The sequence below is a fragment of the Trichocoleus sp. DQ-A2 genome (genome assembly GCF_039961915.1).
Classification (GTDB): domain Bacteria; phylum Cyanobacteriota; class Cyanobacteriia; order Cyanobacteriales; family FACHB-T130; genus FACHB-T130.
This window is the reverse complement of sequence record NZ_JAMPKD010000045.1, coordinates 1-16,273: the sequence shown is the minus strand read 5'-3', so window position 1 is coordinate 16,273 and position 16,273 is coordinate 1. Positions and strand designations below refer to the sequence as shown.

Annotated in this window: 15 protein-coding genes and 1 pseudogene; 10 read left to right on the top strand and 6 right to left on the bottom strand. The window is 45.2% G+C overall.

The window, feature by feature from the left end:
• The first annotated feature begins 191 nt into the window (after positions 1–191).
• From NC997_RS26605 to NC997_RS26595, 3 genes are all read left to right on the top strand, one after another.
• Positions 192–392 (top strand): hypothetical protein, encoded by a 201-nt coding sequence (locus tag NC997_RS26605; RefSeq protein WP_190526615.1) that lies wholly within the window; start codon positions 192–194, stop codon positions 390–392.
• 327 nt (positions 393–719) lie between these two features.
• Positions 720–1,508, top strand: coding sequence for a hypothetical protein (locus tag NC997_RS26600; protein ID WP_190430752.1), 789 nt, complete (start codon positions 720–722; stop codon positions 1,506–1,508).
• Positions 1,509–1,635: 127 nt separating this feature from the next.
• A complete protein-coding gene (locus tag NC997_RS26595) occupies positions 1,636–3,096 on the top strand; it encodes a serine/threonine-protein kinase (protein ID WP_190526613.1) in 1,461 nt (486 codons plus the stop codon).
• A gap of 146 nt (positions 3,097–3,242) precedes the next feature.
• On the opposite strand, the gene NC997_RS26590 is transcribed toward NC997_RS26595, so the two are convergent.
• The 4 genes from NC997_RS26590 to NC997_RS26575 all read right to left on the bottom strand — a co-directional run bounded on the left by NC997_RS26590 (position 3,243) and on the right by NC997_RS26575 (position 8,296).
• A complete protein-coding gene (locus NC997_RS26590; protein ID WP_190526611.1) occupies positions 3,243–5,771 on the bottom strand; it encodes a sigma 54-interacting transcriptional regulator in 2,529 nt (842 codons plus the stop codon).
• A gap of 211 nt (positions 5,772–5,982) precedes the next feature.
• Positions 5,983–6,657 (bottom strand): GNAT family N-acetyltransferase, encoded by a 675-nt coding sequence (locus tag NC997_RS26585; protein WP_190414858.1) that lies wholly within the window; start codon positions 6,655–6,657, stop codon positions 5,983–5,985.
• Between the two features lie 21 nt (positions 6,658–6,678).
• Complete coding sequence (locus NC997_RS26580) at positions 6,679–7,503, bottom strand: PD-(D/E)XK nuclease family protein (RefSeq protein ID WP_190526609.1); 825 nt, start codon at positions 7,501–7,503, stop codon at positions 6,679–6,681.
• A gap of 211 nt (positions 7,504–7,714) precedes the next feature.
• A complete protein-coding gene (locus tag NC997_RS26575) occupies positions 7,715–8,296 on the bottom strand; it encodes a PAP/fibrillin family protein (RefSeq protein ID WP_190526606.1) in 582 nt (193 codons plus the stop codon).
• 207 nt (positions 8,297–8,503) lie between these two features.
• Between NC997_RS26575 and NC997_RS26570 the strand changes: the two genes are divergently transcribed.
• From NC997_RS26570 to NC997_RS26540, 7 genes are all read left to right on the top strand, one after another.
• Positions 8,504–8,743 (top strand): DUF3134 domain-containing protein, encoded by a 240-nt coding sequence (locus NC997_RS26570; RefSeq protein WP_190414854.1) that lies wholly within the window; start codon positions 8,504–8,506, stop codon positions 8,741–8,743.
• Between the two features lie 90 nt (positions 8,744–8,833).
• Positions 8,834–9,946, top strand: coding sequence for a phospho-N-acetylmuramoyl-pentapeptide-transferase (mraY, locus tag NC997_RS26565; protein WP_190526617.1), 1,113 nt, complete (start codon positions 8,834–8,836; stop codon positions 9,944–9,946).
• Positions 9,947–10,038: 92 nt separating this feature from the next.
• Positions 10,039–10,743 carry a L,D-transpeptidase gene (locus NC997_RS26560; protein WP_190526604.1) on the top strand — a complete coding sequence of 235 codons (705 nt, stop codon included), beginning with the start codon at positions 10,039–10,041 and terminating at the stop codon, positions 10,741–10,743.
• Between the two features lie 514 nt (positions 10,744–11,257).
• Positions 11,258–11,941: a response regulator transcription factor gene (locus NC997_RS26555; RefSeq protein ID WP_190438287.1), complete on the top strand. Its 684-nt coding sequence runs from the start codon at positions 11,258–11,260 to the stop codon at positions 11,939–11,941.
• Between the two features lie 592 nt (positions 11,942–12,533).
• Positions 12,534–13,118, top strand: a complete 585-nt coding sequence (locus NC997_RS26550) for a low molecular weight protein arginine phosphatase (protein WP_190526603.1) — start codon at positions 12,534–12,536, stop codon at positions 13,116–13,118.
• 130 nt (positions 13,119–13,248) lie between these two features.
• Positions 13,249–14,232, top strand: a complete 984-nt coding sequence (locus NC997_RS26545; protein ID WP_190526601.1) for an alpha/beta fold hydrolase — start codon at positions 13,249–13,251, stop codon at positions 14,230–14,232.
• A gap of 141 nt (positions 14,233–14,373) precedes the next feature.
• Positions 14,374–14,748: a transposase family protein gene (locus NC997_RS26540; protein ID WP_190526599.1), complete on the top strand. Its 375-nt coding sequence runs from the start codon at positions 14,374–14,376 to the stop codon at positions 14,746–14,748.
• A gap of 101 nt (positions 14,749–14,849) precedes the next feature.
• Here NC997_RS26540 and NC997_RS26535 read toward each other — a convergent pair.
• Together NC997_RS26535 and NC997_RS26530 are read right to left on the bottom strand one after the other, a co-directional pair.
• Positions 14,850–15,557: pseudogene (locus NC997_RS26535) on the bottom strand (IS1 family transposase).
• The gene (locus NC997_RS26530) at positions 15,554–16,156 is read right to left on the bottom strand and encodes a transposase (RefSeq protein ID WP_190526597.1); all 603 of its coding nucleotides are present in this window, start codon (positions 16,154–16,156) and stop codon (positions 15,554–15,556) included. Before NC997_RS26530 ends, NC997_RS26535 begins: the two are co-directional and overlap by 4 nt.
• Between the last annotated feature and the right edge of the window lie 117 nt (positions 16,157–16,273).

Sequence of the window (16,273 nt, the reverse complement as noted above, 5' to 3'; positions counted from 1 at the left end):
TGAGTTTCTCGGCTTAAATCTCTAATAAATCTCATAAGTCTCTTGTTTTCTTGACTTTTGTTTTAGCTTATTCTACTTTTTATTATGTGTAATTTATTTTACATAAGCACTTATATAAAATTAATCCATATAAATTAAAACAGCAGCTACCGGAACAATAGAAAGGCCAGTAATTCCTCTGAATTAACTAGTTGCATAACCTGCTACGCCAGATAGGAGTAGTAATTCCCCATGCTAGGAGAAGAATAGATATTTTGCGATCGCAATTAGGCGATCGCTACCCTTGGGGTTCTGCGCGAGCATTACGGGGAACGGGAACGCCTTCGGAGTCAGCTTCACGCTACTTCCATTCCAGCGCAACGCCTGCAAGAAATCTGAATGACACTTTATGACAAACAGTGCTAGCTATTCCAGCGAGAAGTGACTGTCTCGAAAATAGTCCAGAGTCCGGAGTCGAAGAAAAATCTTTATACGTTCGTTATAAACGTATTTCATGGGTATCTATCTTGTAAAACCTCTCCTATCCTGCGATTCCCAAGGATTTCGACATTTTTGTCTTCGTTGCGTCCTTCATCTATTGCATAAGTGCTGATGCTCCAAAGATATATATTCTGCGAGCGCACAGCCTTGTATATAAAACTCGCATTGCTGTGTGTTCAACGGAGAAGCATCAACTCATCGTTTATTGGGTGTTGAAAGGTAGAACCAAGGAGCCAACGATGCAGAAAAATAAGTTGCAAATTCTGCACTGCAATTGCGGAATGCTTTATGTCAGTAAAGGTCGCGCTTTAGGCAACAAAATGACTTGTTCTAAATGCGGTCGAACTCCTCAGATAGAACAACTCAAATTAGCATCATTTTCTTCAAAAACTATCCCCAGTCGGTCTACTCTTCTGAGGAATTACAACCAATTTTCAGCAATTTTTTTGACCAGACGCATTGTTTTAGCAGCAGTATCTATTGCCAGCTTATTAGGTATGATGATTTATCTCCCTAGAACGCAACCTCCAGGAACGCAGCTATCTACCGTACCAGTCTCCTTAAAGTCTGCACGGAAACCAAGCCCAAACCGTCCTCCTGTTTCTCTTCCAAACGGCACTGATATTATCCCACCTCAAGATTTGCAGGGATTTGGGAAGCTAAAAATTATTAATGGAACGACCCGCGATGCGGCTGTAAAACTTGTAGATAGCGTCTCTGGGAAGACGCGCCGTTTTGTGTACGTTCAGGCTAATCGAGAAACGAACATTGTAAATATTAGCCCTTGTAACTGTCGCTTAAAGTTCAGTATGGGAATAGATTGGGAGCAAAAAAAACAAAAGTTTTTGCAGAACCCTTCGTTCTCGGAATTCAGCAAACCCTTAGATTTTAAGGAAATTAAAAGAGAGGCGGGAGTAGAGTGGATGGAGTATCGGGCGACACTACATCCTGTACCTCACGGAAGCGCCCGAACGAGGCAAATTGATGAAAGGGATTTTGAAGAGAAACAGGTTGGTCAACAACCGTAAATTTGGCGCGATTCTCCTTAGAGACAACAGAAATGTTAAAAATGAAACCCTTGTTGAATCCTCATCATTTGGAATTCACATAGCCTTGCTGCAAAACTTGATCACCACACAGGAGCAATAATTTCCCATGCTAGGAGAAGAACAGATACTGCGCGATCGCTATCACATTCAATGCCAACTGGGGCACAATTCTGGACGGCGTACCTTATTAGCGCAGGATTTACAAACCCAGGAACTTGTTGTACTTAAGATTCTCACTTTTAACAGTGACTTCCGTTGGGAGGATTTAAAACTGTTTGAGAGAGAAGCAGAAACCCTCAAATCTTTATCGCATCCGGCAATTCCCCGCTATCTCGATTCCTTTGAATTGCACTTACCCGATCGTCAGGGATTTGTACTCGTGCAAACTTATATTCCTGCAACATCCTTGCAGGAATGGATTAAGCGCGGACGGACATTTAGCGAAGAAGAGGTAAAACAAATTGCGAAAGCATTACTGAATGTATTGAGCTACTTGCACTCTGGCAATCCTCCGGTGATTCATCGGGATATTAAACCAAGCAATATTTTATTAACGAGCGATCGCTCTGCTCATCAAGTTGGAGATATCTACTTAGTTGATTTTGGTTCGGTGCAAACGGCTGTTCGAGAAATCGGGACGATGACGATTGTCGGAACCTATGGTTATATGCCACCCGAACAATTTAGCGGACGTGCTTTTCCAGCCTCCGATCTCTATAGTTTGGGAGCAACATTAATCTACTTGGTGACAGGGAGACATCCCGCCGATTTGTTACAAGAAGATTTGCTGCTTGAGTTTGAACCCTCGACGCATCTGGCTCCCAGCTTTGTGCAATGGCTCAAGCAAATGACCCATCCCAACCGCAAGCAGCGATTTAGTTCAGCTCAAGCCGCTCTCGCTACCTTGGAGCAACCTTCCCTCCTCCAATTCCAATCTGTTGCATCAGTGACATCAACTCCTCTAACCCTGCAAAAACCTCATGACAGTAAAATTTCTCTTCTCAAGGATGCAGAAGTTCTAGAGATATATCTACCTCCAGAAACTTCCAATGCAGGAGCGGGTTGTTCAATTTCCTTTATCTTCTGTTTTACGATTTTGTCGTTGATGGCGTTAATTGGCTCTTTGTTTAGTGGTAATGGGTTACTAATCTTGATCAGCTTATTTCTTTTAGGAATGGGTCTTTCTGGTCTGTGGCAATATTTTTTCGCAGCGAATGTCAATACCTACATCTATATCGATCGCCGGTCAATAAAGGTAACTCAAATAGCGTGGAAAATACGGCGGCTGGTTTTTCAGGCAAGTCGCTGTAACCTCTATAAATTGACTTACCTGAAGCGCCTCTATCGTCGCGATACTGAAGCAGGCATTACAGAGGTACCGCCAGAGTTAAAAATTTGGGCTACAGATGGAGTCAATTATACAGACGCTAGTTCTAGCTATCGCATCGGGCAATCGCTAAGTACAGACAGCGAAACCCGCTTCTTTGGCTATCTAACAACAGAAGAACTTGATTGGTTAGCGCAAGAGTTAAGTAATTGGTTAGAGTTACCAATTACCAGAGAATAGGAGAAAAAAGTTTTTGAAATTACTACAAGTTACATAGTTTGTGGCAGCTTTTATAGATAGCAATCCTAAATGAGTCCTCAAGGTGAGATACCCGACTTCTTAGAGAAGTCGGGTATCGGAATTATAAGAGTGATTTACTGCGCCGACTATCTCACAATAATTGCCCAGAGACTAACAAATAGAGCGATCGCGCCCAGATGTTGAGGCAACAGCGCTCGGAAAGATTGACGAGCGATTTTTTGGGTTAATAGCATCGTCAACAGGAGTGAGAAAATTAGCGTTGTGCCTTGCAAAAACTCGATCACAGCCGGGTGTGCGACCAACACAGGCAACCCTTCACCGCTAAGACCGAAAGTTGCCATTGTTAGCGGCAAAATGCGTCCCGCTTCCCCTAAACCCAGCCGCCAATAGTGAGCTAAATTTGCCCCCAGCACCAGCGGCAAATATCCATAAGCCAACTCTATAAACGAGCGAGGCTTTACGGAACCCTTCAAAAGTTTGATGGTGCTATAAGCTAAAAACGGCACAGTCGCAGGGACGATTAAAGCGACTAGGGAAAATCCGAAATGTTGCCAAAACTGGGTTAAATCCAGATGCAATCCCAAAGTTGATTGCAATTCCGGCAATCGATGGAGATAGACGCCTCCTAATAGCAACAGTAACAGCGCCACTTCCGAATTATGGGGCACATGAGTTGTCCACAATTCAATCCCTGGCGGGCGCAAATTTAACTCGACCGAACGGTGGGGACAAGCTTTGAGACAAGTCATGCACAAAACGCAGTCTTTGTTCTCTTCCAACTGAGCCGGGTGAGAGTACAACGGACACCCGTTGGTTTCTAAACCTTCCCCTTTTTTAGGGCCACCTTTGTAGCATTGATAGGTAGTGCATTCCGCCGAACAAGTACCCTGTTGCGCTCTGAGTTCAGTCATTGACAGCTTGGCAAAAAGTCCATTCATCCCGCCAATTGGACAGAGATACCGACACCAAAACCGCCGCTCAAAAATTGCGGAGAAAATCATTGCCCCAGCAGTAATTAATAACAGCAAACAAGCGGAGAGATAGGCGGTATCTTCTAAATCCCAGAGTTCTTCCCACAAGTAAATAAGGACAAATAGCCCGAACAAAAACCATCCGCCCCACTTCTCGGCAGATTGTCGGGGCCAACGCTTCAGCGATCGCCCTGGAAAAAGCCACTGAGAGAGTTTTTGGGTGACTTCCCCATAAATCATGAAGGGACAAACAGAGCACCACAGGCGTCCGACAAACGGAAAACCGATCAATACCAAAGGCCACCACCACGCCCAAAATAGGTTTAGAGCTACATTTTCGGAGCGATGCTGGGGACCCAAAAATAAGAGGGCGATGACAAGCGCAAAAGCACCCAAAGTAAAGCCGTAGTTAATCCGGTCGGGCCACCAAGAACTGCGGAGAAATCGCCGCAAGTCGGGATAGGCATTTAAAAGATTGACGCGAAATCGCTTTTTATGGGTTTCGGCTGACCAGAATACTTCTTCGGTGAGCAGATTCACACCGGCACATTGAACGAGTGCCCGTTCTACGAGACTTTGCAATTCTTTCAGGTTGCCGGGGAAATCATAGGCTTGTAAGCGGCGTATAGCTTCTGGAGCGACTTTGGGTTTGCGAGTGCCCTTGGCTCGACAGAACAGGCGAATGTAGTATTCTACCTGGTCTTCAATGTCCGCTTTTCGCACCCGCAGCGGCGGCACTTTAATTAAATGACCAACTTGACGCTCAATTGTCGGCAGGTGCTTTTCCGCAATCATCATAATCCGGGCTTGACACGTGCGGCTGGGCGCGGGGGGATCTTCCGAACGGCTGAGGGGGGTGTACGTATTGGTTTCTAATAATTGAGCCAGCTTAGGCGTTAACTCTGGCGGAAGTTCTTGAATGTTGTTGAGGACTAAAGTGCCTGTCCCTAGGGATTCAATTAGCCCTGGTTTGCCACTAGCACGACCAAATAGTTCTGCACCACTTGCTTGCAGCGCACTACAGTCTACTTTAACAATCGGTTCGCGTCGATAGGAAGAACCAAAGTGAACCAGAGCCGCGGTATTGTCTTTTTCTAGTCCCGGTTCCCCGAAAATCAACACTGGACGCCGATCCTCAGCCGCCTCTTTGATTTGCTGGCGCAGCCGGACTGCATAGCGGCTTTTTCCCACCACCCCGCGTCTTGCCTTTGATACTAGATAAGGGCGCAAGGCGGTTTGACGCTCTTGTTCGTAGTTTAGTTGAGACGATAGTTGAGCGAGTTCTTGAGCTAACTGCTGGGAGAACGCTTGGGTAATTTCGGGATATTGGGCGACTATTTTGCGAAATTGCGCTGCGGGAATCAACCACAGCGTGCATTCGCTGAGTGTCTTGATAGTTCTTTGAGCCTGCTGGTCTAACAGTAGCTCTTGTAAGTGAATGGTGGCTCCGGGAAGAAAACTAATCACCCAGGCTAAACCTGTTTGGTTAGCCCGATCGCCTTCTAGTTGCCCTTCTTTGAGAATATAGAGTCCTTCGGGGGGCGTTTCCTCCGCCACTAAGGTCGTTTGCGCTGGTACGACTTTTTCTTCCAGAAGTTGCGCGATCGCTTCTAATACTTCTGCCGATAGTACACCCAGCGCTGTTCTCTCTTGTAGCCATGTCACCGTGTCTTTTGATGTCATGGTTGCCTTAAAAATAAATTTCGCTTTACATTTTAGCCATTTTTTATAAAAAATATTAATTAATTAAGTTGATTGCCAAGATTAAAACAACTGAGATGAGCGAACTTGTCAATCTGTGGGTTCCCCTAGCCTTATTGGGTTTGATAGTCCTAGCGGCGATTTTCTTTAGCCGCAGCAGTAGTTAAGAAAAATTCTTGTCAAAAAGAAAAGGTTAACTTTCGGGGTCGGAGAAATTCGGAGGTTCGACAGGGGTTGATGGAGTGTCAGTCACCATAACTTTTGTCGCTGCTTCGCTAGCAATTCCTTGGGTTTGAGTGGAAGGACGGCGGCGCGATCGCTTATAAGCAGCCCTCTCAGCTTTTTCGCGCTCGTATGCAATCAGCCTGCCATAATACTCGTGCTTGCTCAAATTCATCGACAAGAAAATGTGCTGGCGAGTATTGCCAAAACCTTTGCGGCTAAAAAACTTCACGGCTGGGACATTCGCGGGATCGGTATCCACTAGCATGAACCGCACCCCATCTTCAATCATCCGTTCTACCAGCTTATCAACGAGCTTGTCCCCAACGCCCCGACGCTGAAAATTCGGATTCACACCCAGCCAAATAATGTATCCATAAGTCCAGGATGCTTTGCTGATAACGGTTCCCAAAATGAACCCTGCCAGTTGTTCGTCGATTTCAGCAACCAGACAGTATTCTGGATCGGTGTTGTAAAGTCCAATCACCTCCCATTCATCCCAGGTGCGATATAAATAAGGGTACAAATTGCTCGTAAATACAGCTTCTCCCAAGTGATAAACCGGAGCAAGATCGTCAATTTCAAGGTCGCGGATATAGATAGAAGAGTAGTTAGAGGCAGGCTCGTTTTTATCAGGATTTGTCATAAATTTTGATTTTTTATTTGTTTACAGGGAAACTTCCTGAATATTCGCTAAGCTAGGTAGCCAATTTTGATGAGAGAAATTTTCTTCACTGGTAAGATGCGAAGTATTTGATAAATTGCGATCGCGCTGACACCGAACCGCAAAGTTACAATCAGGGCAACGATTAGCGGTTTCTGGAACTTGAGGAAAATCTTCTCCTTGCTGATAACGTTCTAAATAATTGGTTAGCTGCGTCAACAGTTCTGTTAAATCCCTTTTTGTTTGCTTGTGTTGAGCGGCATTATAAGTAAATTTGAGGCTTTCTGGTTGAGGCTGAGACTGGACAAACCAGTAAGTCATAGAAATCTGTTCTGGCAGATAATCGCTAGTCTCTGCCAGAACATAAAGATACAAGCGAGTCTGCCAATCTTTTTCTAACCAACGCCGATTTTTTGGTTGAGGATAAGTTTTCCAATCCAAAATTTGAGCAGATTGGGTGTCTTCAATGAACAAATCATAGATGACTGTCAATAAATATCCCTGAAAATTCAGCGTGCAACAATGTTCGCTTTGGCGGAAGGTTTTCGGATTGGATATCAAGATTTCTGGCGCTGCATCCACCAATGCCGTCACCCAACGATGTAATTGGGCATCCTCTTGCACCAAAGATTCTACCGGCAATCCCAGTTCTCGCTGCTGCATCAATAAGTGAAAGCGACTGCCCCAATTTTGCCGTTCTAGTTGTTCTGGATTGGTGGGTGAACTCAGTTTATCTAAGTAGATTTGTTGAAACTTTCGAGGACAAGTTTGTAGTAGATTTAATTGTCCTTGGGACAAGCGGAATAAAACTTCTTGCGTAGATTCCATCTGATTAATTGCTAACGGCTAATGATTTTTAGACAACTGGATATTATTTATGTGTAGTAATCCCAATTAATTCGTCAAATCCTCTTTTTTTTCCTTGGCATCCTTCGCGTTCTTAGTGGTTCGTAAAAAAAAGACTAACCCCGCCCTATTTTGCAGGAATTTATCTTCCTAATGGCTAATAGTCATTAACCATTAGCCACTAGCCATTAACCTAAGCTTTTGTTAACACAAACACGCTGCCTTCATTGCCTCTGCCTATTCGCAAATCTTCATCTAGATAAGTAGTATCCAGCCAACCTTGCTGGTTGCTGCTGTCGATACCAAAATCCAAAGCTGGAAGTCGCTGACCGCTTTCAATTTGCAGAATAAATTCTGAAGGCGACTGATAGTTAATGAGACGCTGTAAACCAGAAATAGAACGCTCAAATTTTACCAAGACACGACGTTCAGAAACTGGTTCAAACCGAGCAGCAACGCTGATAAATCCTTCCAAATAGGGTAAACCATAAACTTCAGCAATATTGTAAACTTTGGCGTCTTTGGCTCGAATGCATTGATAGATTTGACCAAGTTTGAGAAATGGCAGTTGGTCAATGGTTAATAAACCGCGACTGGTGGTGTAAAGTAGTCGCCAATTTCCATCTAGTAGGTCAGTTGCCTCAACCGGACGGGGAGTAGGGTTGAGGTCTTCCAATCGGGCAACCGCTGAGAGAATCGCTATTTTGTCGGTTTCGGTTGCTAGCAGTCCGCGATTTTGAGAAGCGATCGCTTCCAACAGTGCTGCTTTCCTCATTTCCTCCTAGACCTCTCTTCTGGGTGACTTCTCTACCCCCAGCTTAACTTTTGTTCAATACGCAGATGGCATCAGCGACCAGTTGATAAGTTTGATAACAACTCCCTTGACACGCAATAATCTCCACGCCAGCGATCGCGTTTCTGGGAGTGGTAAACTCAATATGTCTAGTTAGCTCCCAATCCGAAATCCTCAAATATGTCAAATATGTACAACCCGTCTCTGCGTGAAGAACCTCGTCACCAGCTGGCTGGTCTGATTCCGTTACAACAAGAACCATCGATTCTGGACTGGCTGGAATCCACAGGACGCTTGTTGGCGCGGGATGTTCAAGCTGAAGATAGTTTCCGCGATGGTGATGCAGAAATCTCCGATCTGATGGCACCGGATGATGTTTACGATGATCTCGAAGACGATGATGAAATCATCGATGTAGACGAAGATTAGTCAGACGAAAAGAATTCAGCACTCAGGCGTCAGAGTAAATTCTGGATTCTGAAATTCTGAATTCTGGTGTGAGAAGTGAACGAAAAATTTGTGGACGCTAAATTATTTTCTGGTCGGTCGTTCAACCCCTCAGGAACTAGCCTGCTAGCGTTACTGGCAGTTGGGCTTTCCCTAGGGACGATATTATTCGATCTGCAAGCAGGTGTCTTCCCATCGGTAGGCATCTCTATGACCTTTCCCCTGTGGCTTTGCGCCTTGGTGACAGCTCTTTTAGGATATTGGGCAGTCCCCTTCCTGCAAGCCCTAAAAGCGGGTCAATTTATTCGGGAGGATGGTCCCCAAGCGCATTTACAAAAAGCAGGCACTCCGACAATGGGCGGGGTGTTTTTTGTGCCAGTTGGGGTAATCGCCGCCTTGGTGTGGTCTGGATTGGCTGTAAGCATACAAGGATTCTTTCCCGTACTTGCCGTATCAATCGTAACTTTAGCCTACGGAGCGATTGGCTGGGTTGACGATTGGCAAGTGATTAGACGCCGGTCTAATAAAGGCATCTCGCCCCGGATGAAACTCATTTTGCAGATTGGGGTGGGTGTTCTGTTTTCTCTGTGGCTGGTCTGGAATCAACCAGCAAGTATTACCACGATTGCCTTGCCTTTTGGTTTAGCCATTCCTTTGGGGTTGCTGTTCTGGCCTTTAGCAGTATTTGTGCTAGTGGCGGAAAGTAATGCGACAAACCTCACGGATGGAGTCGATGGACTCGCAGCGGGAACGGGCGCGATCGCTCTTTTGGGACTCGGTGCCATTGTTGCTCCCGTGTCGCCAAGTTTAATGATTTTTTGCGCCTGCATGAGTGGCAGCTACCTAGGCTTTTTGGTTCACAACCGCAACAAAGCCCGCGTCTTTATGGGCGATACGGGTTCGATGGCGCTGGGAGGCGCACTGACAGCAGTCGGACTTCTGACGAACAATCTCTGGGCGCTGTTTATCCTCAGCGGTATTTTCTTCGTGGAATCGCTCTCAGTGATGGCGCAGGTGGGCTACTATAAAGCCACCAAAGGCCCGGATGGTATCGGCAAGCGTTTATTTAAGATGGCACCGATTCACCACCATTTAGAACTGAGTGGCTGGAGTGAAACCCAAGTGGTTGCCACCTTTTATCTGATTAACGGCATTTTAGCTTTGTTGTGTCTTGTCCTCCATTAGTTAAAATAGCCGTTGTCAATCATCCTTTGGTGTCTAAAACCGCACAAGCTGGGCGTCCACCAAAGGTTTGAATCGCTCCAACTACATCCACAATGGGCAGCAGCAAAAAACAGGGGAATAGAAGAAGGCAGTTTTTAGTTTTTTCTGTTCTCCTATCCGGAATTTTTTGCCTATACATCCAACTCATGCGTCTGGGTTATGCTGTACCGCTGCCCTATCTTCTGCACGTCTTTTGCTGGAATAATTGTTCCGATAATCTTTTTTCAAATCATTTACATCCTAAAGTTCTAGGAAATGGTCTTTTAAACTATACGCATCAGCTTACACAGTTAGTAGATTCTCCAGAAATAGACAAGAATAAAGTCTCTATACTCATTGAGAAATCCAGGTACAGGCTGACAGTTTATTACGATAAAAAGCCCCTGAAGTCTTATCCAGTGGTTTTGGGCTTCAACTCAGTGGATGATAAGCTCAAAGAAGGGGATGGCAGCACGCCAGAAGGCATATTCAAGATAAAAGACCTCTATACCCATCCTACGTGGTCAAAGTTTCTCTGGCTGGATTACCCAACTAAAGATTCTTGGAGAAAACATATCAAAGCCAAGGGAAACGGAAAAATAAATTGGCTTGATTCAATCGGGGGACAGGTAGGAATTCACGGTGTCCCTGATGAGCAAGACTTTTTGATAGAAAAGCGCTCAAATTGGACATTAGGCTGTATTTCTTTAAAAAATCGAGATATTGAAGAGTTATATCAAGTTGTGAAAAAAGGAACGGAAGTCGAAATTATTCAATAAAATGCCAAGTTTTAATTTTTAATTAAGGTCTGCGATCGCTTGTTTTACTAAACAGACGGAGTCGGTAGCGATCGCACCCCCTCCATCCGTCCACCTGAAGGAAAATCAAACCCCCATCGCTAACGCATCTGGAAATTCTAGGCTTCGCAAATCCAGCGACGATCCTTTTCCCTCCTACTAACCGAGTAGGTAAGGGAAAGCACATCTGTCAAACAAAAATAGACAATTTTAGTGCGTTCAATTATATTATTGATGGTTGCATTTGGATAGTCCAGAAGTCCGAACAAATAGAGGTTCAAAAAGTTCGTTACATTAAAAAAAACAGCAGCAAAGGAACACATCTGTTAAGAAAATACTGTTACAGGACTTACGCACTGAAAGCTTGAAACCTAGAACCGACATAACCCCCCGATAAATTGGGGGAACCGGAAAAGTCCCCCAATTTATCGGGAGATACAAGGGGGATCTCTGCGTAAGTCCTATATTAAAAAAACGTAGCGGCAAGGAAAGATAAATGACAGGAAAATTGTTACTGGTAGACGACGAACCCGGACTGCGCGAAGCAGTCAAAGAATATCTGCAAGACAGTGGTTTTACCGTTCAGGTTGCCAGTAATGCTGGTGACGCATGGCAGATGTTGCAGAAGAACCAACCGGATTTAGTGATTTCAGATGTGATGATGCCCAAGGTGGATGGGTATCAATTCCTCAAGCAACTGCGGGAAGATCCTCGCTTCAAAAATTTACCTGTAGTATTTTTAACGGCTAGAGGCATGACAAGCGATCGCATCCAAGGCTATCAAGCGGGTTGCGATGCGTATCTCCCGAAGCCCTTTGATCCAGAGGAATTGGAGGCAATTGTCAAAAACTTACTGGAACGTCGCACTACCCCAACGAACACCACTGGCGGTAACGATATTGAGGACATCAAGCAACAAATTGCTGCCATCCGGGGGATGTTAGAAGATACAAATCGAATCCCCCAGTCGCCTTCCCATATCCGCATAGACTTAACGCCACGAGAGCAGAGTGTTTTAGACTTGGTTGCGGAAGGATTGATGAATAAAGAAATTGCCCGACGCTTGGAAACCAGTGTCCGCAACGTTGAGAAGTATGTCAGCCGCTTGTTTAGCAAGACAGGAACCAATAGCCGCACTGAGTTAGTGCGCTATGCCCTTGAACACGGTTTGACTCGATAACTGTCCTCGCTCTCAAAACGTTTAGGGGAACGGGCTTAGCCCGTTCCCTTACGTGTTTTTTTATCTATATCTGTGCTTGTCTTTAAGAGCGATCGCACTGGCGATTCTTAAGAACTGTTGCGTTTATTAAAGAAACTTGTGCTTTTCTCATTGATCCCTTAAGGTTGCTGGTATTCTTCATTTAATACAATTCAGAAATTAAAAGAAAACCACATGAAAGTTTCACAAGCGCCACATCTGGGTCAATCAGTTTCTCTAGCAATTCTTTTAGTATTGATGAGCGTCAGTGTTACCGTCCTGATGGTTATTCAAAGTGGAATCTAACTTTAAAAATAGCTAATTTTTGCTAATTTTACCTAAACAAAAGCCGCTCCGCAATGAGCGGCTTTTGTTTGGCTAAAAGTGACATTATATTCCTTTAGATAGAAGCGGAAAGTGACTAAATACGTAGATGTTTGTTAAATCAAAAATTGTAGCTGCGGGTGCCACCCATTCGTCTGTAAAAATCAGCCGAATGACATTTTAAAAAGTGAAAGGGTTTACCATCAGTCGTAGCGTAGCAAAATAAATCATTGCTTCACTCACTTCTGGTATGCGAGTTCTATTTGTTTGTACTGGCAACACCTGTCGCAGCCCGATGGCACAAGCGCTATTTCAGAAAAAGATTCGGGAACTGAGGCAAAGGCAGGAAATCTTAGCCCAAACTGAGGTGCGTTCAGCTGGACTTTATAAATTTAAGGGGATACCCGTTTCGCCCCATACTCTAACGGTATTGGCAGAGTACGGAATTCAATATGACTGCGAACCGCAAGGGTTAAAGCCAGAACTCGTCGAATGGGCAGATTTAGTGCTGACGATGACAAAGTTTCATAAATATATTGCGATCGCGATGTATCCTGAGACGAGCGACAAGACTTTCACGCTCAAAGAATTTGTCGGGGAACAAAATTCCTTAGATATTCGCGATCCCGTTGGCAAATCTTTATCCAGATATCGCCACTGTGCCCAGGAAATCGACTTGGCACTCAATCTTTTACAGCAGAAGTTAGTCCGCATCTCATCTGAAAGCAGCTTTGGTTCTTTTGCATTCCCCACGCCTCAACCCTTACCCCGCACCCTACCGCTGTTCAGGTGGCTGATTGGACTGATTCGGTTAACTCAGAAAACGCGCACTTGAGACATGACTTCATTTTTGAATATCCTTATGAAGGATTCACTGAGTTCTGGTGGCTGTTAATCTAAATAGATATAGATGTGCTGCGCCGCATTGAATTCGGGCTTCCCATGCAAAAACGATTTAGATAACAATGTTTAACTATTCCACCTTTACCGCAGCATTGGTGCGAGAGACGAAAGCCCGTGAAGATGCGCTACCGCTGATGGATGAAACCCGCGGCTCTCGGTTTTTTCTTTACTCTAATCCTACGGACAAGGTGTGTCTGTTCTTTCATGGGTTTACTGCCACTCCAGAACAGTTTGTGCCGATAGGAGAAGCTTTCTTTAAGGCAGGCTACAACGTCTTGATTCCTTTGCTTCCTGGGCATGGGATTGCAGGCAATTGGGATGGAGATAACCCTCCTCCGCTTCCCGAAGAACAAGAAGTTTATCAACAGTTTGGAATTTACTGGCTACAACAAGCTCAAGCTTTGGGAAGAAAAGTAGTAGTGGGAGGGCTTTCTGGTGGCAGCACTTTAGCAGCTTGGCTATCCTTAGAACGCGCCGTACAAATTTATCGGGCTTTGCTGTTTGCCCCTTATTTGAGTGGTAGCCATAAAGTAGTCGATTTGTTTGTGCGGGTATTTAATATTTACTTTGAGTGGAAAACTGCACCAGGAGTCGCACATTTTGGCTATGACGGCTTTCTGATGCCATCCTTGCGACTGTTTTTAGACATGGGAAAAGATATCTTTGAGCGGGCAGAAACGAGTTACGCTGCGCCCATGTTGATTGTGTCGAGTGAAAGCGATCGCGCAGTCGGCGACGAAGAACATAAAGCTCTGTTTAAAGCCTTACTCCCCCAACAACCCAAGTGCTGGTATCACCGTTTTGACCAAACTCTGAATATTCAGCACAATATGATGACCGAAGCAGAGGGGAATCACTACGCAGACTTAGTCATCGCAGTGGCTAAAGCCTATGTCGAGAGCGATTTAACCTGGGGTGAAGTCGAGGAGATGCGCGATCGCTTGCAGCAGGGTGACTCCTTCCACAGGGTAGTGAATCAACTCCATCTGAGTCAACGGGTTTCTCCCGATCTATCTAGAATCATGCCATTGCTAGCTCTGGATTAAATAAAAGTCAGTTATTCGCCGCGCTTTGCAAGCGGCTCCAGCTCCCCTCTGGAGCTTACCTAGAGCAGGGTGGTTTCATACAGCGGTAGAAAAATCAGAATACTTATTAAGAGTATCTAAACATCTACGGTTGAAAACAAGATGAATCTGATCGAGGACTTGCAAAAAATCCCAGACTATCGACACATTCGCGGACGCAGACATGAATTGTGGTTGGTACTGCTACTGATGTTACTGGGAGCTATGAGTGGGTATTGGGGCTACCGACCACTTGAAGATTTTACCGTTGTACACAGACAAAGGTTGATACAACTGTTCAGCCTTGAAGACACAATCAAGTTTCCTTCCTACTCAACATTCCGACGTGTTCTCAAAACACTCGATTTTCATCCATTAACGAACCTATTTAACACCTGGGCCGTAATTTTTGTACCGCCAAATTCTGGGGAAAGACTAGCAATTGATGGAAAAAGCATCCGTTGCACGCTTACAGATTATGCTGAGTTAAGTAGCTAGGATGATTTAAACCTAAAACGCTCTAACGTAAGTAGCTAGGATGATTTAAACCTAAAACGCTCTAACGTATATCCCCCTTGGGTAGTGGTGAATAGTAATGGTTAAGAGCGAAGGGAGGCGTTGTAATGATGCACAAAATACCAAATCGCACCAATGTGATTACTCAACTTCTTGGAGAAAGATAAGGTTTTACGAACTAAGCGCCCCACTCGTTGCCGTAAGGTGTTGTTGAACCGTTCGATATAGCTAGTTTTTCCCGTTTCTTTGCCGACTGCGCGATGCCGCTTTCGGGCGTAGTACCTGCTCATACGCCTCCCAAAAATCGGTGTAGCAAATCGCGCACTGGCGGTAAACAGCTGGTAAGGATTGCCAAAGCCCCTTTGCGCCTTGCCGAGAACGATCTCCAACGAATACGCCAACAATCTCACGGCTACCAGCATCAATGGCCAGCCAGATCCATTGTTTATTCGTTTTAGCGCCAACAAACGACCACATCTCGTCCAACTGAATTATCAGCCGACCCGGTTTTTTTGGGTGACTTCGACAGTTTTTGGAGTTTGATAAAACTTCTGATTGACGTACATTTGCAGCCAACGCTCAGAAACACCCGTTACCCGTGCAATTGCGGCAAGTGCAAGGCGTTCGAGCAACAACTTATCAATCAATTGACGAGTTGCCTCATCAATCGGTTGTCGGGTTGCATTCTCGACGAACTGTCGCCCACACTCCTGGCAACGGAATCGCGGTTTGCCGTAATGGGTACGTCCGTATTTGATGATTTGAGCTAATTGGCACTTGGGACAGTTCATTGCGCCGTTTGTAATGGTTGATGTCTCTTGAGTACCAGCCTACCATTACTATTCATGACTACCCCCCCTTGTTCACTCCGTGATTGCATGCCGTCCATTACAGCAAGGGCTAAATCATATTCATTGTCGAACATTCGTCCTGAAATTTCATGGGCTTTGAGTTGATGCCACTGTCCTTCGATGGGGTTCATCTGGGAGCAATAGGCAGGCAAGAAGAAAATGAATAATCCTTGCTCTTGCCACCGTGCCCACTGCTCACGTACCAGTTTACTAGTGTGAATCGGTCCATTGTCTTGAACGATAACGGTAAGCCGTCCCGTTCGTTTGAGGGTTTCATTCGCTGTTGCAGCGACCCAATCGATCACACTAATGTAGCTTGCACTCTTAAAGCCTCCTTGCACTAGCGCATACTCGAAGCGTTCATCCGGTTGCCAAAGACCCAAAATGCTAATTCGACTTCCGTAGCGTTGCTGGGTCTGCTCCAGGCATTTCTGTTCCCCGATGCGACTGTAGCTGTAGCCCACTGGACTCCATAGGCAAAAGCCCGACTCATCCAGATACTTCAGCTCGATGTGTTGGTCTTGTGCGGCTTGCTGCAACAGTTCAGGACTTACGCAGGTACGCTATAGGTAGTGGCATAGGGGCTGATAGAGCTACATCAAAAAAAACTAATTAATTGAGCCTGAGCATGTTAGTCTCAAGTCGAGTAGAGATTG